General features: G+C 67.6%; 11 protein-coding genes. 10 read left to right on the top strand and 1 reads right to left on the bottom strand.

All coding sequences use genetic code 11. The annotated features are described in order from the left end of the window. Genes xylA through AB839_RS03470 form a run of 3 tightly spaced genes read left to right on the top strand, consistent with a single transcriptional unit; the run spans nucleotide 1 to nucleotide 5,331 of the window. Nucleotides 1-1,335: a xylose isomerase gene (gene xylA / locus AB839_RS03480; protein WP_061478285.1), complete on the top strand. Its 1,335-nt coding sequence runs from the start codon at nucleotides 1-3 to the stop codon at nucleotides 1,333-1,335. Nucleotides 1,336-1,366: 31 nt separating this feature from the next. Further along, nucleotides 1,367-2,776, top strand: coding sequence for a sugar porter family MFS transporter (locus AB839_RS03475; RefSeq protein ID WP_061478284.1), 1,410 nt, complete (start codon nucleotides 1,367-1,369; stop codon nucleotides 2,774-2,776). Beyond that, nucleotides 2,773-5,331, top strand: coding sequence for an exo 1,3/1,4-beta-D-glucan glucohydrolase (locus tag AB839_RS03470; RefSeq protein WP_156476613.1), 2,559 nt, complete (start codon nucleotides 2,773-2,775; stop codon nucleotides 5,329-5,331). Before AB839_RS03475 ends, AB839_RS03470 begins: the two co-directional genes overlap by 4 nt. An 8-nt stretch (nucleotides 5,332-5,339) precedes the next feature. Here the strand turns inward: AB839_RS03470 and AB839_RS03465 are convergent, their stop codons facing one another. Continuing rightward, entirely contained in the window at nucleotides 5,340-6,398 is a 1,059-nt protein-coding gene (locus tag AB839_RS03465) for a LacI family DNA-binding transcriptional regulator (RefSeq protein ID WP_061478283.1), read from the bottom strand. A 92-nt stretch (nucleotides 6,399-6,490) separates the two neighbouring features. Between AB839_RS03465 and AB839_RS03460 the strand changes: the two genes are divergently transcribed. The 7 genes from AB839_RS03460 to AB839_RS03430 are packed head-to-tail and all read left to right on the top strand — an operon-like array spanning nucleotide 6,491 to nucleotide 18,521. Further along, entirely contained in the window at nucleotides 6,491-8,665 is a 2,175-nt protein-coding gene (locus AB839_RS03460; RefSeq protein ID WP_082783283.1) for an alpha-glucuronidase family glycosyl hydrolase, read from the top strand. A 32-nt stretch (nucleotides 8,666-8,697) separates the two neighbouring features. Next, the gene (locus AB839_RS03455) at nucleotides 8,698-10,650 is read left to right on the top strand and encodes a sialate O-acetylesterase (RefSeq protein WP_082783282.1); all 1,953 of its coding nucleotides are present in this window, start codon (nucleotides 8,698-8,700) and stop codon (nucleotides 10,648-10,650) included. Between the two features lie 53 nt (nucleotides 10,651-10,703). Continuing rightward, on the top strand, nucleotides 10,704-12,398 hold the full coding sequence (locus AB839_RS03450; protein WP_061478281.1) for a glycoside hydrolase family 43 protein: 1,695 nt from the start codon (nucleotides 10,704-10,706) through the stop codon (nucleotides 12,396-12,398). Beyond that, nucleotides 12,395-15,088 (top strand): glycoside hydrolase family 3 protein, encoded by a 2,694-nt coding sequence (locus AB839_RS03445; protein WP_156476612.1) that lies wholly within the window; start codon nucleotides 12,395-12,397, stop codon nucleotides 15,086-15,088. Before AB839_RS03450 ends, AB839_RS03445 begins: the two co-directional genes overlap by 4 nt. Nucleotides 15,089-15,147: 59 nt before the next feature. Then, nucleotides 15,148-16,632: an MFS transporter gene (locus tag AB839_RS03440; RefSeq protein WP_061478280.1), complete on the top strand. Its 1,485-nt coding sequence runs from the start codon at nucleotides 15,148-15,150 to the stop codon at nucleotides 16,630-16,632. Nucleotides 16,633-16,648: 16 nt separating this feature from the next. Continuing rightward, nucleotides 16,649-17,686: a glycoside hydrolase family 43 protein gene (locus AB839_RS03435; protein WP_061478279.1), complete on the top strand. Its 1,038-nt coding sequence runs from the start codon at nucleotides 16,649-16,651 to the stop codon at nucleotides 17,684-17,686. Further along, nucleotides 17,676-18,521: an aldose epimerase gene (locus AB839_RS03430; protein ID WP_061478278.1), complete on the top strand. Its 846-nt coding sequence runs from the start codon at nucleotides 17,676-17,678 to the stop codon at nucleotides 18,519-18,521. Before AB839_RS03435 ends, AB839_RS03430 begins: the two co-directional genes overlap by 11 nt. Nucleotides 18,522-18,569 lie beyond the last annotated feature (48 nt).

Here is an 18,569-nt window from a genome sequence, read left to right as displayed (position 1 = left end):
ATGAGCACGCAGCCCTTCATCGGCGCCAAGGAATACTTCCCCGGCGTCGGCCGCATCCCGTTCGAGGGCAAGGGCTCGGACAATCCGCTTGCCTTCAAGGTCTACGATGCCAGCCGGGTCATCGGTGGCAAGACCATGCAGGAGCATCTGCGCTTCGCCGTGTGCTACTGGCACACCTTCTGCAATGCCGGGCACGATCCGTTCGGCCCCGGCACCCGGCAGTTCCCGTGGGAGGCATCGTCGCCACTGGCCACGGCAGAAGCAAAGGTCGACGCGGCGTTCGAGTTCTTCACCAAGCTGGGCGTGCCGTACTGGTGCTTCCACGATATCGACCTGGCGCCGGATGCCGACGACATCGGCCAGTACCAGAAGAACCTCTCGCATATGGTGGGCCTGGCCAAGGCACGCCAGGAGGCCACCGGCGTCAAGCTGCTGTGGGGCACGGCCAACCTGTTCTCGCACCCGCGCTACATGAACGGCGCATCGACCAATCCCGACTTCGCGGTGGTCGCGCGTGCAGCCGTGCAGGTCAAGGCCGCCCTGGAGGCCACGGTCGAACTCGGTGGCGAGCACTACGTGTTCTGGGGCGGGCGCGAAGGCTATGCGTCGCTGGCCAATACCCAGATGAAGCGGGAGATCGAGCATTTCGCGCGCTTCCTGACCATGGCACGCGACTATGGCCGCAGCATCGGGCTGAAGGGCAACTTCCTGATCGAGCCCAAGCCGATGGAGCCGATGAAGCACCAGTACGACTTCGACAGTGCCACGGTGGTGGGCTTCCTGAAGGAACACGGGCTGGACAAGGACTTCAAGCTCAACATCGAGGCCAACCACGCCACGTTGTCCGGCCATACCTTCGAGCACGACCTGCAGGTCGCGTCCGATCATGGCCTGCTGGGCAGCATCGATGCCAACCGCGGCAACGCACAGAACGGCTGGGACACCGACCAGTTCCCCAGCGATCTGTACGACACCGTGGGCGCAATGCTGGTCGTGCTGCGCCAGGGCGGCCTGGAGGGCGGGTTGAACTTCGATGCGAAGGTGCGCCGTGAGTCGACCGACCTGGAGGATCTGTTCATTGCCCATATCGGCGGCATGGATGCGTTCGCACGCGGGCTGGAGGTTGCCCATGCACTGCTGACCGAGTCGCCGTGGGAGCAATGGCGTGCGCAGCGCTACGCCAGCTTCGATTCCGGCGCCGGCCAGGATTTCGAGCGTGGCACGCTCAGCCTGCCGGACCTGGCGGCACTGGCCGCCCGCCTCGGCGAACCGCGCCAGGCCAGCGGCAAGCAGGAGCGTTACGAAAACCTGCTCAACCAGTACCTGCTGCGCTGAGCGCGGCAACGGTGCATTCAAGGGGACGGGGATGAACCAGGCAGCAGGCAGCGGTGAGAACACACGACTGATCGTACTGATCAGCGTGGTAGCGACGATTGGCGGTTTTCTGTTCGGCTTCGACAGCGGTGTGATCAACGGCACCCAGGATGGCCTGCACCAGGCGTTCCGGTCCGGCGAGTGGATGCAGGGCTTCGAGATCGCGTCGATGCTGCTGGGCTGTGCGGTGGGCGCGTTCAGTGCAGGCCGGCTGGCCGACCGCCTGGGCCGTCGCAACGTGTTGATCCTGTCGGCAGTGATGTTCCTGCTGTCGGCACTCGGTGCCGGGGCGGCGGTCTCCTCGGGTTGGTTCATTGCGGCGCGGGTGGTGGGCGGATTCGCGGTAGGCGCGGCCAGCGTGATCTCGCCGGCCTACATTGCCGAGGTCGCTCCGGCCCGCTATCGCGGCCGCCTGGCTACCGTGCAGCAGATCGCCATCATCACCGGGCTCACCGCCGCGTTCCTGTCCAACTACCTGCTGGCGGCTGCAGCGGGCGCGTCGACCGAACCGCTGTGGGGCGGGCAGCCCGCCTGGCGCTGGATGTTCTGGATGCAGGCCGCGCCATCACTGGTGTTCCTGCTGCTGTTGCTGACCATTCCGGAGAGCCCGCGCTACCTGGTGGTGAAACGGCGCAAGGAAGACGCCCTGCGGGTACTGACCCGGCTGCTGGGCAGCGACAAGGCCAGGGCCACGCTCGAGGAGATCGATGCCTCGCTGTCCAACGACCATCATCGCCCGCGCCTGTCCGATCTGAAGAGCCGGGCGACCGGGCGGATCCGCCCGATCGTGTGGGTCGGCGTCGGGCTGGCCTGCTTCCAGCAGCTGGTCGGCATCAACGTGGTGTTCTATTACGGCGCGGTGCTGTGGCAGGCAGTCGGCTTTTCCGAGAACGACGCGCTGCTGATCAACGTGCTGTCCGGCGCACTGAGCATCGGTGCCTGCGTGGTCACCGTGCTGCTGATCGACCGGATCGGCCGCAAACCCCTGCTGTGGTTCGGCTCGGCCGGGATGTCGCTGTCGCTTGCACTGGTGGTGGTGGCGTTTGCCAGCGGTTCGCTGGCCGACGGGCATCTACAGCTGCCCGGCCGCATGGGCACGCTGGCGCTGGTGGCGGCCAATGCCTACGTCGTGTTCTTCAATCTGTCCTGGGGGCCGGTGATGTGGGTGATGCTGGGCGAGATGTTTCCGAACCAGATCCGCGGTTCGGCACTGGCAGTCGCCGGCGCGGCGCAGTGGACCTCCAACTTCGTGGTCACGGTGACGTTCCCGATGCTGCTGGCCGCGGCAGGGCTGGCAGCCACCTACGGCATCTACCTGGTGGCTGCCGTGATCTCGGTGATCTTCGTCGTCCGACATGTGCACGAGACCAAGGGCAAGGAACTGGAGCAGATGGAAGGATGAGCGCCATGACATCGCAGACCTTCGTAATCCGCAGCGGCGCGCTGGTCGCCGCACTGATGCTGGGATTGCTCGGCTGCCGCGGCCAGGACCGGGCTGCCGCCGCCGCAGCCACCGACAAGGATCCCTGGCCGGAGGTCACTTGGCCGCTGGCTGCGGACCCGGCGCTGGAGAAGCGCATCACCGACCTGATGGCCGGCATGACGGTGGAGGACAAGGTCGGCCAGCTGGTGCAGGGCGACATCGCCAGCGTCACTCCAGATGATGTGCGCCGCTACCGGCTCGGCTCGATCCTGGCCGGGGGCAACTCCGATCCCGGTGGCCGCTATGACGCGTCGCCGGCCGAATGGCTGGCGCTGGCCGACGCCTTCTACGACGCCTCGATGGATACCTCGAAAGGCGGCAAGGCCATTCCGCTGCTGTTCGGCATCGATGCCGTGCACGGGCAGAGCAACATCATTGGCGCCACGTTGTTCCCGCACAATATCGGGCTCGGCGCCACGCGCAATCCGGAGCTGCTTCGGCAGATCGGTGGCATCACCGCGCTGGAGACCCGCGTTACCGGCATGGAATGGACGTTCGCGCCGACAGTTGCCGTACCCCAGGATGATCGCTGGGGACGCACCTACGAAGGCTACTCCGAATCGCCCGAGGTGGTGGCCAGCTATGCCGCCGCCATGGTGGAGGGGCTGCAGGGCAAGGTGAGAACGCCGGAGTTCCTCGATGGCCGCCATGTGATCGCCTCGGTGAAGCACTTCCTGGGCGATGGCGGCACCACTGACGGCAAGGACCAGGGCGACACCCGCATCAGCGAGTCAGATCTGGTGCGCATCCACGCCGCCGGATATCCGCCAGCAATCGCCGCCGGCGCGCAGACCGCGATGGCGTCGTTCAACAGCGTCAACGGTGAAAAGATGCATGGGCACCGGCACTACCTTACCGATGTACTCAAGGGCCGCATGAACTTCGGTGGCTTCGTGGTGGGTGACTGGAATGGTCATGGACAGGTCAAGGGCTGCACCACCACAGACTGCCCGGCCACGATCAACGCGGGCCTGGACATGGCGATGGCCTCGGACAGCTGGAAGGGTTTCTACGGGACGACGCTGGCTGCGGTGAAGGATGGGCGGATCACGCCGCAACGCCTGGACGATGCGGTGCGCCGGATCCTGCGGGTCAAGTTCCGCCTTGGGCTGTTCGAGGCCGGCAGGCCTTCCACGCGGGCCGTTGGCGGGCAGTTCGCACTGATCGGCGCGCCGGCACATCGCGCGGTGGCCCGGCAGGCCGTGCGCGAATCGCTGGTCCTGCTGAAGAACCAGAACGGCCTCCTGCCGCTGTCGCCGAAGCAGCGGATCCTCGTGGCCGGCGACGGTGCCGACGATGTCGGCAAGCAGGCCGGCGGCTGGACGCTCAACTGGCAGGGCACCGGCACCACCCGCAAGGACTTCCCCAATGCGGACACGATCTACGAGGGCATCGCGCGCCAGGCCAGCGCGGCGGGGGGTGAAGCCGTGCTTTCCGTCGACGGTCGCTACGCAGTGAAGCCCGATGTGGCGGTGGTGGTGTTTGGCGAGGACCCCTATGCCGAGTTCCAGGGAGACCGGCCGACGCTGGCCTACAAGCCCGGCAACGAAACGGACCTGGCGCTGCTCAAGCGGCTCAAGGCCGATGGCATACCGGTTGTCGCGGTCTTCCTGAGCGGGCGGCCGCTCTGGGTGAACCGGGAAATCAATGCCGCCGATGCCTTCGTGGCTGCGTGGCTGCCGGGTTCGGAAGGCGCCGGGATTGCCGATGTGCTGCTGCGCGGAAGCGATGGCCGCGTGCAGTACGATTTCAAGGGCAAGCTCAGTTTCAGCTGGCCGCGCACTGCCACCCAATACGCCAACAACGTCGGCCAGAAGGACTACGATCCATTGTTTGCGTTCGGCTTCGGCCTGACCTACGCCGACAACGGCGACCTGGACGCGCTGCCGGAGGCATCGGGCGTGACCGGCAACGAGGGCGCGACCGGCGTGTTCTTTGCGCGCGGTGACGCGGGTCCTGGCATGGCGCTGCGGCTCGAGGATGCTGCTGGCCAGGGCCTGACCGTGACCCGCGTGCCGGATGCATTGCCCGATGATCGGCTGAAGATCACCGGCGTGGATCATCTGGCGCAGGAGGATGGGCGACGCCTGGCCTGGTCGGGCAATGGCGAAGCCGTCGCGGCACTGCAGTCGCACACGACGCTGGACCTGCAGCGCGAATCCAACGGCGACCTGATGCTGCTGACCACGCTGCGGGTGGACGCAGCCCCGAAGGGTGATGCGTGGCTGTCGGTCGGTTGCGGCGTGGGCTGCTCGGCGCGCATCGCCATCGGGCCGGCGCTGGCGGCGCTTCCACAGGGCCAGTGGAAGCGTGTCGGCGTGCCGCTGAAGTGCCTGGCCAAGGCGGGCGCCAAGCTGGACGCGATCGACCGACCGTGGTCGGTGGCGACGGGCGATGCGATGACGATCTCCGTGTCACGCGTCGCGCTGGGTGCGCTGAACGAAGCCGAGGTCACCCTCGGATGCGGAGCATGAGGCCTGCGCTACCGCGCACGGGGCGGCGCGGCGACCGAACCGCGTGCGATCAGCCGATGCGGCATCACATGATCGCGCAGCACCGTTGCGTCCCCCGCCGGACGGCGGATGGTGCGCAGCAGGATGTCGACGGCCGCGTTGGCCATCGAGGCGATGGGCTGGTGGATCGTGGTCAGTTCCGGCCACACGGTAGTGGCGGCCGAGGTGTCATCGAATCCCACGACCGACAGGTCGCGCGGCACTTCCAGCCCGCGTCGGTGCGCGACGGATATGGCGGCAGCGCCCATGTCGTCGTTGCTGGCGAAAATCGCGGTCGGTGGCCGGCGTTGGGACAACAGCTTTTCGGCCGCAGCCAGGCCGGATCGGTAGGTGTAGTCACCGTGCTGGACCAGGCCGGGTTCCACCGCCAGCCCGGCCTCGCGCAGGGCGGTGACGAAGCCGTCGTAGCGGAGCGCACTTGCGCTCAGGTCATCGCGCCCACGGATGAAACCGATGCGGGTGTGTCCCTGCCGGAGCAGGTGATCGGTCATTTCCTTGCCGGCACTGAAATCGTCGATGCGGACGCAGGACAGGGCCTCGCTCAGGCGCCCCGATGCGATGGCCACCACCGGAATGCCAGCCTTGACCAGTTCGCTTACGGCGGCCTGCGATTCGCAGAGCGGCGGCGGCAGGATCACCCCGTCGACGCGTCCGGCGAGCGCGCGCGCCGCCCTGCGTTCGGATTCGGCATCCAGGTTGTCCCAGTAGTCGATGACCAGCTGGATGGCGGAACTGGAGGCGACGCGCAGCAGGCCCACCAGCAGTTCGCGCAGGTAGGCGCCGCTGGGGTTGGTGTAGATCAGCGCAATGCGCGTGTGCTGTGCGGCGGCCAGCGAACTGGCGGCAAGATTGGGCGTATAGCCCAGCTCACGCACGGCGCGCAGCACGCGCTCGCGGGTGACGTCGCGCACCTTGCCCTGGTTGATCACCCGCGACACGGTCATCGGCGAAACGCCGGCAAGGGCCGCAACCTCGTCGATCGTCACGCCAGCGGTTCTGCGGCGAACCGATTTCTTCGGCTTGTCCAATGCACGATCCCTTTGTTCTTGGTGGCGCTGCCGCGCGGGTGCGAAGGACGATGATGCGCTGCCCCGGGCCCGGACGTAGTCTACAAAGGCGCATGTTAACGCCGTTGTTGCGTGCTGTCGGCACGCGCCTGTTGGCCGTGGTCGCACTGCTGGCCTGTGCTGGCGGGGCACGGTCGGAGGATGGCTATGCGCTGTGGATGCGCTACCAGCCGGTTGCCGCAACGGTTGCTGCCGATTACCGGCGGCAACTGGCCGAAGTGGTGGCCCCGGATGGCACGCCGATGCAGCGCGCCACCCGCGACGAGCTTGCGCGGAGCCTTTCTGGATTGCTGGGAACGGCACCGCCAATGCGAACGGCAATCACTACTGACCATGCCCTGGTGCTGGGTACGCCGCAGTCTTCGGTGCTGGTTGCCGCGTTCGACAACGAGATCGCCACGTTGGGCGACGAGGGCTTCCTGATCCGGCAGGTCCGGACCGAGGGGCGCGATGTGCTGCTGGTGGCGGCACGCCGGGATGTCGGCGTGCTGTATGGCACGTTCCACCTGCTGCGCCTGTTGCAGCGTGGCATGCCGCTGCAGGAGCTGAACGTGCGGGAGTCGCCGCGGGTCGCACTGCGTGTGCTCGACCATTGGGACAACCTGGACCGCTACGTCGAGCGTGGCTATGCAGGCAGCTCGCTGTGGGACTGGCAGACGTTGCCGCAATGGCGTGACCCGCGCTACACCGACTACGCCCGTGCCAACGCTTCGCTCGGCATCAACGGCACCGTCCTCAACAACGTCAACGCCAGTGCGCTGAGCCTGTCGCCGGCCTATCTGGCCAAGGCCGCCGCGCTGGCCGACCTGTTCCGCCCCTATGGCATCCGGGTCTACCTGAGCGCACGCTTCAGTGCGCCCATCGAGCTCGGCGGCCTGGCGACGGCTGACCCGTTGGATCCCGGCGTGCGGCGCTGGTGGCGCGACAAGGTCGATGAGATCCATGCGCACATTCCGGATTTCGGCGGCTTCCTGGTCAAGGCGAACTCGGAGGGGCAACCCGGCCCGCAGGATTACGGTCGTTCCCATGCCGACGGCGCCAACCTGCTGGCCGACGCGCTGGCGCCCTACAACGGCGTGGTGATGTGGCGGGCCTTCGTGTATTCGCACGAGGTTCCCGAAGATCGCGCCAAGCAGGCGTACAGCGAGTTTGTCGGGCTGGACGGTGCCTTCCGGCCCAACGTGATCGTCCAGGTGAAGAACGGCCCCATCGACTTCCAGCCGCGCGAGCCGTTCCATCCGCTGTTCGGCGCGATGCCACGCACGCCGCTGATGATGGAGCTGCAGATCACCAAGGAGTACCTGGGTTTTGCGACGCACCTGGTGTACCTGGGAACGCTCTACGAAGAAGTGCTGCAGGCCGACACCCATGCCCGTGGCGAAGGCTCCACGGTTGCCCGCGTGGTCGATGGTTCGCTGGAGGGCCACGCACTCACCGGTATCGCCGGCGTCGCCAACATCGGCATGGACCGTACCTGGAGTGGCTCGCACTTCGACCAGGCCAACTGGTACGCCTTCGGCCGACTGGCATGGAACCCGCAGCAATCCGCGCGCGCGATTGCCGAAGACTGGGCAGCGCTGACGTTCTCGCCCGACCCGCAGGTGACCGGCCCGATCGTGCGGATGATGATGGACTCGCGCGAGGCGGCAGTGGATTACATGACGCCGCTGGGCCTGCATCACCTCATGGCACGCGGCCATCACTACGGCCCCGGCCCCTGGGTGGACGGCGGTCCACGTGCGGACTGGACGTCGGTGTACTACCACCGCGCCGGCCGCGACGGCATCGGTTTCGACCGCAGCGCCAGCGGAAGCAACGCCGTGGGCCAGTACGCGCCGCAGGTGGCCGAGGTCTATGGCGACCCCGAGCGCGTGCCCGAGTCACTGCTGTTGTGGTTCCATCATGTGCCGTGGGAACGCCGCATGCGCTCGGGCAGGACGCTCTGGGAGGAACTGGTCGGGCGCTATTCGCGCGGCGTGCGCCAGGTGCACTCGATGCAGGCGACCTGGGCCGGCCTGCGCGACCGGATCGATCCGCAGCGGCATCGGCACGTCGCGGCGTTCCTGCAGATCCAGCACGACGAAGCGCAATGGTGGCGTGACGCCAGCGTGGCGTACTTCCAGTCGCTCAGTGGCCGGCCGCTGCCCGCCGGCGAACAGCCGCCGCCGCATCCGTTGTCGTACTACCAGACGTTGCAGTTTCCGTTCGCACCGGGAGATGGCCGATGAGCAGGTTCGGAGCAGTCGGGTGTGCGCTGTTGATGATGGCCGCGGTAGTGGTGGCGATGCCGGCCTCGGCGCGGGAAGTGGCGGGCCTGCTGCATCCCCTGTTCAGGGATCACGCCGTCCTGCAGCGCGACCGGCCCATTGCGGTCTGGGGGCACGCAGGCCCCGGGCAGGCGGTTTCCGTGACGTTTGCCGGGCAGGCGGTCAGCACCCGGGCGGATGCCGCAGGCGGCTGGCAGGCGACGCTGCCCCCGGTGGCCGCGGGCGGTCCGCATACGCTGGAGGTAAACGCCGGGACACGTCGGGAGATGGCGCGCGACGTGCTGGTCGGCGACGTGTGGCTGTGCTCGGGCCAGTCGAACATGGAACTGCCGGTGTGGCGCTCGCTCAACGCAGCCAGCGAGATCGCCGCAGCCACGATGCCACGGATCCGGCTGTTCACCGTGCCGCAGCACGCCGCCGTGCAGGCACAGGAGAGCTTCAACGGCAGCACTGCCTGGACATCGGCAACGCCTGATACGGTGCGCGATTTCTCCGCCACCTGCTTCTACTTCGCGCGCGAACTGCAGCGCACCGTCGACGTGCCGATGGGGCTGATCGAGGCGGCGTGGGGCGGCTCGCGGATCGAGGCCTGGACCAGCGTGGGTGCACTGCGAGAGCAGGGTGGCCTGGACGAGCCCCTCGATATCCTCGCGCGGTCTGCGCGTGATCCGCTGGAGGCACGCGCAGCCTGGGGCCGCTACTGGCAGCACTGGTGGGCCATGCGTGACGGCGCGCTGCCCGGCGACGAACCTTGGCGCGCGGACACCGATGACGGCGGCTGGTCACGCGCACCGGCCGCGCTGGGGGCGTGGGAGCGGTGGAACGTGCCCGCGCTTGCCGACTACAACGGCATGGTCTGGTATCGCACGCAGGTGGTGCTGAGCGCTGAACAGGCTGCACGCGGCGCGACTCTGGAGCTGGCATCGGCCGACGAGGTGGACGTGACCTGGGTGAACGGCGTGTCCGTGGGCAGCCAGTACGGCTCCGGCCAGAGGCGCTACCCGTTGCCCGGCGGCCTGCTGAAAGCAGGGTCAAACAGCATTGCGGTCAACGTGCTGGACACCTACGGTGAAGGCGGCCTGGTTGGCCCCGCCACGGCATACGGCCTGCAGTTCGACAACGGTGAGCGGGTGGCACTGCAGGGTCCGTGGAAGTACCGGGTGGCGCCGGGCCAACAGGCGCCGCCATTCGCCCCCTGGCAGGCCGCCACCGGGCTGTCGACGCTGTACAACGGAATGATCGCACCGCTCGGCGCTTTCGGGCTGCGCGGCATGCTGTGGTACCAGGGTGAATCGAACACCGGTGATGGCGCGGCGTACGCGGCGCGGTTGCGTGCGCTGCGCGACGATTGGCGGCGTCAGTTCGGTGCGCGCACGCCACTGCTGTTCGCGCAGCTGGCCAGCTATGGCCAGCCACCGGTTTCGCCCGCCGACAGCGGTTGGGCGCAGGTGCGCGAGGCGCAGCGGCGCGTCGCCGCCGAGGATGCGCAGAGCGGGCTCGCCATCGCCATCGACATCGGCGATGCCTACGACATCCACCCGCCGAACAAGCAGGAGCTCGGGCGCCGCCTGGCGCGCGTGGCCCGCTACGTGGTGTACGGCGAGCAGGATCTGGCACCGTCAGGTCCGCGGGCGGTCACCGCCGTGCGGACGCCCACGGCCGTCGCCATTGCGTTCGAGGATGTCGAAGGCGCGCTCACCGCGACCGGCGCACTGCGTCCGATCGGCTTTGAACAGTGCGAAGCCAGGGGCCATGCGCGCCACTGCGAGTACGCCGACGCCGAACTGGATGCACGCCGGATCCTGCTGCGAGGCCCGCTGTCGACGCGCGCAACGCATGTCCGCTACTGCTGGGCCGATGGCCCGGTGTGCACGCTGCGCGATCGCAGCGGGGCGCCGGCCGGCCCGTTCGAACTTCCCATTGCCGAAGCCGAGGCCCGACGATGATGACGTTGTCCACGCAGTCCCCTGTGGCCCGCGACAGGGCCGGCCTGAGATCCATGGCGCGCAAGCTGCTGGCGGCAGTGTTCCTGCTGTCGGCCGCAGCCGCCCGGGCCAGCGCGCCGCCGGACGCTCCGCCGGTGTACTTCGACTGGTTCGAGTACCGCGGCAATGACCAGGCGTTTGAAGTGCCGCTGCCGGCCGGGCACTACCGCAATCCGGTCCTGGCCGGCTTCCATGCCGATCCCAGCATCGTGCGCGCGAACGGCCGGTTCTACCTGGTCAATTCCAGCTTCACCTACTTCCCGGGCATTCCGGTGTTCGAAAGTGCCGACCTGGTGCACTGGAAGCAGATCGGCAACGTGATTGACCGCCCAACGCAGCTGGATTTCGACGGGCTGAGCGTGTCGCGCGGCATCTTCGCCCCCACCATCGAGTACCACGACGGGGTCTTCTACGTGGTGACCACGGCCACCGACAGTGGCGGCAACTTCATTGCCACGGCGCGCGACCCGGCCGGGCCGTGGTCCGATCCGCACTGGCTGCCCGGCATCGATGGAATCGATCCATCACTGTTTTTCGACGACGACGGCAAGGTGTACCTGATCAACAACGATGCACCGCCCGGTCCGCCGCGCTACGACGGGCACCGCGCCATCTGGATGCAGCAGATCGATCTGCCGGCATTCAAGCCGGTCGGGCCACGCCGGGTGCTGGTTGATGGAGGCGTGGAGCCGGCGAAGAATCCGATCTGGATCGAGGGACCGCACATCTACAAGCGGGAGGGCTGGTATTACCTGTCCGACGCTGAAGGAGGTACCGGGCCGCAGCATTCACAGGTGGTGCTGCGCAGCCGCGCGGTGTGGGGACCCTACGTTCCCTATGCGGGCAATCCGATCCTGACCCAGCGCGAGCTGCCGGACGACCGTCCGCTGCCGATCACCAATGCCGGCCACGCCGACCTGGTCGAAGGCCCGGATGGCTCGTGGTGGGCGGTGTTCCTGGCCAGCCGCAACTATCAGAAGCGCCGCTACAACACCGGGCGCGAGACCTACCTGTTGCCGGTGCGATGGCAGGATGGCTGGCCGCAGATCCTGCCGACCGACCAGGCCATTCCCTACGTGGCCAAGGCGCCGTCATGGATGCAGGGCGAGGCATCGCAGGCCCCGTCGACCGGCAATTTCGTGGCGCGCGACAATTTTGATGGCCCAGCGCTCGATCGCCAGTGGCTGCGCGTGCGCGTGCCCAGGCATGCCTGGGCTGACCTGCACAAGCGCCCCGGGATGCTGGCCGTGCACCCGCTTGCCGAGGATCTGGACACGTTGCGCAATCCGGCATTTCTCGGCCGGCGCCAGCAGCATCTGCGCTTCGAGGCGAGCACCGCGATGACCCCGCCAGCCCCTGGTGTCGCCGCCGGTCTGGCGGCGTTCCAGAGCGAGGCGTACTGGTACTTCCTCGGCGTTCGTGACCTTGGCGGGGGGCGCCTCTCGCTCTTCCTCGAAGCGCGTGACGGGGGTGGCAGCACGCGCACGCTGGCCAGCCGTGACGTGCCGGCGTCTGCAGCACTGCGCCTGAAGATTGCCGGCAACGAGGGCGCCTACGCGTTCTCGTTCGACACCGGCGACGGGCAGGGCTGGCAACTGCTCGCGGGCGACGTGGACGGCACCGTTCTGAGTACGGACCGGGCAGGCGGCTTCGTGGGCGCACTGCTGGGTCCCTTCGCGCGCGACGAGCGCACCGGGAGAAGCAAATGAGACTGTCGATTTCGTCCAGGACCCGCCGCCGTACGTGGCGTGGCCGGGCCACCCTGTTCGTCCTCACCTGCGTGGCGGCCGCGGCGTCCGCGGCCGCGCCACGGCCCTGGCTGGATGCCTCGGCAAGCTTCGAGCAACGGGCCGCCGCACTCGTCGCGCAGATGACCCTGGAAGAGAAGGCCGCGCAGATGCAGAATGCTGCACCGGCAATTGAACGGCTGGGTGTGCCCGCCTACGACTGGTGGAATGAGGGGTTGCATGGCGTCGCACGGGCGGGGCAGGCCACGGTGTTTCCGCAGGCAATCGGCCTGGCCGCGACCTTCGATGTACCGTTGATGGGGCAGGTGGCCACGACCATCAGCGACGAGGCCCGCGCGAAGCACCACCAGTTCCTCCGAGAAGGCGCGCATGGCCGTTACCAGGGCCTGACCTTCTGGTCGCCGAACGTCAACATCTTCCGCGACCCGCGCTGGGGGCGCGGACAGGAGACCTATGGCGAGGATCCGTACCTCACCGCGCGCATGGGCGTGGCCTTCGTACGTGGCCTGCAGGGCGACGACCCCGTCTACCGCAAGCTGGACGCCACCGCCAAGCACCTGGCCGTGCACAGCGGCCCGGAGGCCGACCGCCATCACTTCGATGCACGCCCGAGCCGGCGCGACCTGTATGACACCTACCTGCCGGCGTTCGAAGCGCTGGTGAAGGAAGGCGAAGTGGATGCGGTCATGGGCGCCTACAACCGCGTGTACGGCGAGTCCGCCAGTGCCAGCCGTTTCCTGCTGCGTGATGTGCTGCGACGCGACTGGGGCTTCAAGGGCTACGTGGTCTCTGACTGCTGGGCCATCGTCGATATCTGGAAGCACCACCATATCGTCGCCACGCGCGAGGCCGCCGCGGCGCTGGCGGTCAGGAACGGCACCGAGCTGGAATGCGGCCAGGAGTACGCCACGCTGCCTGCGGCAGTGCGCCAGGGGCTGATCAGCGAAGCGGAGATCGACGATGCGGTGACCCGCCTGTTCACCGCTCGGATGCGCCTGGGCATGTTCGATCCGCCGGAGCGGGTGCGCTGGGCGCGCATTCCGGCCTCGGTGAATCAGGCGCCGGCCCATGATGCGCTGGCCCTGAAAGCCGCGCAGGCATCGCTGGTGCTGCTGAAGAACGACGGCGTCCTGCCGCTGTCGCGCGACACCAGGCGCATTGCCGTGGTTGGACCCACCGCCGACGACACCATGGCGCTGCTCGGCAACTACTTCGGTACACCGGCCGCGCCGGTCACCATCCTGCAGGGCATACGCGAGGCGGCCAAGGGCGTTGAAGTGCGTTATGCCCGCGGCGTGGACCTGGTGGAAGGGCGCGACGACCCCGGTGCCACGCCGTTGATCGAGCCGACCTTCCTGCGGCCCTCAGCGGACTCGCCCGAGCGCGGCCTGCGCGGCGAGTACTTCCGCACGCCCGACCTGTCTGGCACTCCGGCCCTGGTGCGTACCGACGCGCAGATCGGCTTCCGCTGGGACCGCGGCTCGCCGACCGACAACCTGCTGGCACGCGGCGAAGCGGCACCGGGGCAGGGGATTCCCGACGACCGCTTCAGCATCCGCTGGAGTGGCCAGCTGCTGCCCCCCGTGTCCGGTCGTTACCGGCTGGAGGTGGCCGGCGATGATGGCTACCGCCTGTACCTGGACGGCAAGCGTGTGATCGATCACTGGGTGAACACGGATCGCCTGCATGCCGAAGGTGTCGAACTCGACCTGCAGGCGGGGCGTGCCTATGACCTGAAGCTGGAGTACTACGACGACCAGCGCGATGCCGGCGTGCGCCTGGGCTGGCGCATGCCCGGTGCCAAGGCGCCGTTCGATGAAGCGCTCGATGCCGCACGCGATGCCGACGTGGTGGTGTTTGTCGGAGGCCTTACCGGCGATGTCGAAGGCGAAGAGATGACGGTCAACTATCCGGGCTTTGCCGGTGGCGACCGCACCGACCTGCGGTTGCCCGCGCCGCAGCGCACCCTGCTGGAGGCCCTGCACGCTACCGGCAAGCCGGTGGTGATGGTACTCACCGGCGGCTCGGCCATCGCCGTGGACTGGGCGCAGGCGCATCTGCCGGCGATCCTGATGAGCTGGTACCCCGGGCAGCGCGGCGGCACCGCCGTCGGCCAGGCGCTGTTCGGCGACATCAATCCGGCGGGTCGCTTGCCGGTCACCTTCTACAAGGCCGGCGAAGTGATGCCGGCATTCGACGACTACGCGATGGAGGGCCGCACCTACCGCTACTTCCGCGGCACGCCGCTGTACCCGTTTGGTCACGGGCTCTCGTACACGCGCTTCGATTATGGAGCGCTCCGCCTCGATGCGGACACCATCGGCGCCGATGGCCGCCTGGGCGTGACGGTGGATGTGACCAATGCGGGCACACGCAGCGGTGACGAAGTGGTACAGCTGTACGTGCGGCGCGAACACGCCGGCAGCGGCGATGCCGTGCAGGAACTGCGTGGCTTCCAGCGCGTCCAGCTGGCCCCGGGCGAACGCCGCACGGTGACGTTCACCCTGCAGGCGGCGCAGGCCCTGCGCCACTATGACGAGGCGCGTGCGGCGTACGCGGTGCAGCCCGGTGCCTACGAGGTCAGGGTGGGGGCATCCAGTGCCGATATACGTGCGCAGGGCAGGTTTAACGTGGTGCCCGCGCATGACTGATCGCCCCCGCCGGCATCGGTTCCTCTTCGACCAGATTCCTTTTCAAGGACGTCCGCTGCATGGCAAGCACTGAACACGCGCTATCGGTACGCGAGAAGCTCGGCTACAGCCTGGGCGATCTCGCCGCCAACCTGATCTTCCAGACCCTGATCACCTACCTGGCGTTCTTCTACACCGACGTCTACCGCCTGCCGGCTGCCACCGCGGCCACGATCATCTTCGTGGTGGGCCTGCTGGGTGCGTTCGTGTTCACGCCCTTGATCGGCATCGCGGCTGACCGAACGTCCACCCGCTGGGGCCGCTTCCGCCCGTGGATCCTGTGGACGGCCATTCCCTTTGGCGTACTGTCGCTGCTGGCGTTCAGCACCCCGGACCTGGGCGAGCGCGGAAAGGTGATCTATGCACTGACCACCTACGCGCTGCTGGTCTGCGTCTACGCCGCGAACAACCTGCCGTACTCGGCGTTGAGCGGCGTGCTGACCGGCAGCATGGCCCAGCGCAACAGCCTGTCGGCCTACCGCTTCGTGGCGGTGATGATCGCGCAGTTCATCATCCAGGTGCTGCTGATGCCGCTGGTGCTGATCCTGGGTGACGGCGACCGGGTGCGCGGCTTCGAACAGGTCATGACCGCCTTCGCAGTGATCGGCACGGTGTTCTTCCTGATCACCTTCGCCACCACCCGCGAGCGCATCGTGCCGACGCGCGAGCAGACCGGCGGCATAGTGCAGGACCTGTCCGACCTGCTGCACAACCGCCCGTGGCAGGTGATGCTGGCGCTGACCGTGCTGGTGTTCATCAACCTGGCGTTGAAAGGCGGCACCTACATCTATTACTTCCAGTACTACATGAGCGAAGCGGCGCTGGCCGGCTTCCTGGAAAACTCAGGCTTCAACGGCCTGATCCGTGCATTGAATGGCGCCCTCGCCAGCGCCGGCTTCGCGGCGTTCACCTGGCCGAAGGACGCGGCCACCTCGGCGTTCAGCCTGTTCAACGCGTGCGGCATCCTCTGCATGATCCTGGGTATTGGTGCATCACGGCGGCTGGCGGATCGCTTCGGCAAGCGCGACGTCTTCGGTGGCGCCCTGTTTGTCTCGACCCTGTTCCTGCTGGCCTTCTACCTGTTTCCACCCACGGGCGTGGCGGTGGCCTTCGCTGCCTTCATGCTGCATGGCTTCTGCTATGGCATCACCATCCCGTTGCTGTGGGCGATGATCGCCGACGTCGCGGACTACTCGGAGTGGAAGAACCATCGGCGGGCGACCGCGATCATCTTCTCGGCGATGCTGTGCGGGCTGAAGATCGGCCTCAGCGTGGGCGGCGCACTGGTCGCCGCGATCCTTGCCCACTACGGCTACCAGGCAGGCCTGGTGCAGCAGCCTGAGGCCGTGGTGCAGGGCATCCGCTTGACCGTAAGCGTCTACTGCTCCCTTCCTTTCCTGCTCGCCGTGGCGCTGCTGTTCTTCTACCGGATCGACAAGCGCGCGGAAACACGCATCGAGCAGGATCTCCACCTGCGTCGCCGTTCCGCCGACGCCTCTGCGTAACGCCAAGATGACAACCATGATCGACCTCTCTGCCGGTGAAGACGGCCAGGCCAGCGAAGCCCGACTTGCACAGCTCAGCGCACACGCCATTTCGCAACCGCTGGTGACCCACATCTACACGGCCGACCCTTCGGCGCACGTGTTCGAGGGACGCCTGTACATCTATCCGTCGCACGACATCGACGGTGGCCAACCCTTCGATGATGAAGGCGGCCATTTCGGCATGCAGGATTACCATGTGCTGAAGATGGATACGCCCAACGGCACCGCCGTCGATTGCGGCATGGCGTTGCACGTGCGCGACGTGCCCTGGGCGCGGAAACAGATGTGGGCCCCCGACGCTGCCTGCCGCGATGGCCGCTACTACCTCTACTTTCCGGCCAAGGATGCCGGGGGCTGGTTCCGGATCGGCGTGGCGATCGGTGCGCGACCGGAGGGCCCGTTCGTGCCTCAGCCGGAGCCGATCAAGGGCGCGTACTCGATCGACCCGGCCGTGTTCGAAGACGACGATGGCAGCCACTACCTGTACTTCGGTGGCATCTGGGGCGGGCAGCTGCAGAAGTATCGTGACAACCAGTACAGCGAAGCGCACGAGGAACCCGCGGGCAGCGCGCCGGCCCTGGGCCCGCGCGTGGGCCGCCTGGATGCCGGAATGACCGAGCTGGCCGAACCCACCCGCGAAGTGCAGATCCTGGATGAGCATGGCCAGCCGCTGCGTGCGGACGACCATGCGCGCCGCTTCTTCGAAGGCCCGTGGCTGCACAGGTACCAGGGTCGCTACTACCTGTCGTACTCCACTGGCAACACCCACCAGCTGTGCTACGCCGTGGGTGACAGCCCGTACGGGCCGTTCACCTATGCTGGCGTGATCCTCACCCCCGTGGTCGGTTGGACCACCCACCACTCCATCTGCCAGTTCCAGGGACAGTGGTACCTGTTCTATCACGATGCGCTGATGTCCGGCGGCATTACCCACCTGCGCTCGGCCAAGTGCACGCCGCTGCACATGGAGCCGGACGGAAGCATCCGCACGATCAATCCCTATGGGGCCTGAGCGCATGTTGCCGAGGGATGATGCGCTGGCCCCGCTGCCGGCCGGTCAGCTGCACTGGCTGAGATGCGGCGAACTGGAGGTTGCGCTCGCCGCAGCGGCGGGCGGGCGCATCGCGCGCCTGCGTTACCGGGGCGTGGAATGGCTGGTGGACGCGCAGGAGACCGGGGCGGCGGCGATCGCCTGGGGCTGCTACCCGATGGTGCCGTGGGCCGGGCGCATCCGCCGTGGACAGTTCCGTTTTGACGGCATGCCGCATCGGCTGCCGCTCAACTTCGACGGGCATGCCATCCATGGGGTGGGCTTCTCGCGACCCTGGCAGATCGACCGGCTGGATGCGGCCGCAGCCGAGGTCTCGCTGCAGCTGCCGCGCGACAGCTACTGGCCCTTCGGTGGCATTGCCATGCTGGAACTGCGGTTGCAGGGGCACACCCTGCAGATGCGCCTTTCGGTCCAGGCCGGCGAGCAGGCGATGCCGGCGGTGCTGGGCTGGCACCCCTGGTTCAGGAAGCCGGACCGGTTGCTGTTCAATCCTCGCGCGATGTATCCGCGGGACAGGGAAGGTATTGCCACGCTGCCCCACGTGGAGCCCACCACCGGCCCCTGGGATGACTGCTTCGTTGCCGACGGTGACATCACGCTGGTACACGAAGGCCAACGCCTGCGGCTGAGGTCGGACCACGACCACTGGGTGGTCTACGACGCTGCGCCGCACGCCACCTGTGTCGAACCGCAGAGTGGCCCGCCGGACGGCTTCACGCTGGCACCGCACCGGCTGGAGCCTGGCCAGCGCCTCGCGTTGACGTTCGAACTGGCGTGGGTGGCGGACAGCAGCTGAAGCCCGGCCAGAGTATCGGTACGCCGCCCGGACCGGTTGTGGACCCTG

The organism is Stenotrophomonas sp. DDT-1, assembly GCF_001580555.1.
Taxonomy (GTDB): Bacteria; Pseudomonadota; Gammaproteobacteria; order Xanthomonadales; family Xanthomonadaceae; genus Stenotrophomonas; species Stenotrophomonas sepilia.
This window is presented reverse-complemented; position numbering and strand designations above follow the sequence as displayed.

Bases quoted from the DNA above. Each gene is read 5' to 3' on its own strand.
- xylA (WP_061478285.1), top strand. From the start codon at position 1: ATGAGCACGCAGCCCTTCATCGGCGCCAAGGAATACTTCCCCGGCGTC.
- AB839_RS03475 (WP_061478284.1), top strand. From the start codon at position 1,367: ATGAACCAGGCAGCAGGCAGCGGTGAGAACACACGACTGATCGTACTG.
- AB839_RS03470 (WP_156476613.1), top strand. From the start codon at position 2,773: ATGAGCGCCATGACATCGCAGACCTTCGTAATCCGCAGCGGCGCGCTG.
- AB839_RS03460 (WP_082783283.1), top strand. From the start codon at position 6,491: ATGTTAACGCCGTTGTTGCGTGCTGTCGGCACGCGCCTGTTGGCCGTG.
- AB839_RS03455 (WP_082783282.1), top strand. From the start codon at position 8,698: ATGATGGCCGCGGTAGTGGTGGCGATGCCGGCCTCGGCGCGGGAAGTG.
- AB839_RS03450 (WP_061478281.1), top strand. From the start codon at position 10,704: ATGGCGCGCAAGCTGCTGGCGGCAGTGTTCCTGCTGTCGGCCGCAGCC.
- AB839_RS03445 (WP_156476612.1), top strand. From the start codon at position 12,395: ATGAGACTGTCGATTTCGTCCAGGACCCGCCGCCGTACGTGGCGTGGC.
- AB839_RS03440 (WP_061478280.1), top strand. From the start codon at position 15,148: ATGGCAAGCACTGAACACGCGCTATCGGTACGCGAGAAGCTCGGCTAC.
- AB839_RS03435 (WP_061478279.1), top strand. From the start codon at position 16,649: ATGATCGACCTCTCTGCCGGTGAAGACGGCCAGGCCAGCGAAGCCCGA.
- AB839_RS03430 (WP_061478278.1), top strand. From the start codon at position 17,676: ATGGGGCCTGAGCGCATGTTGCCGAGGGATGATGCGCTGGCCCCGCTG.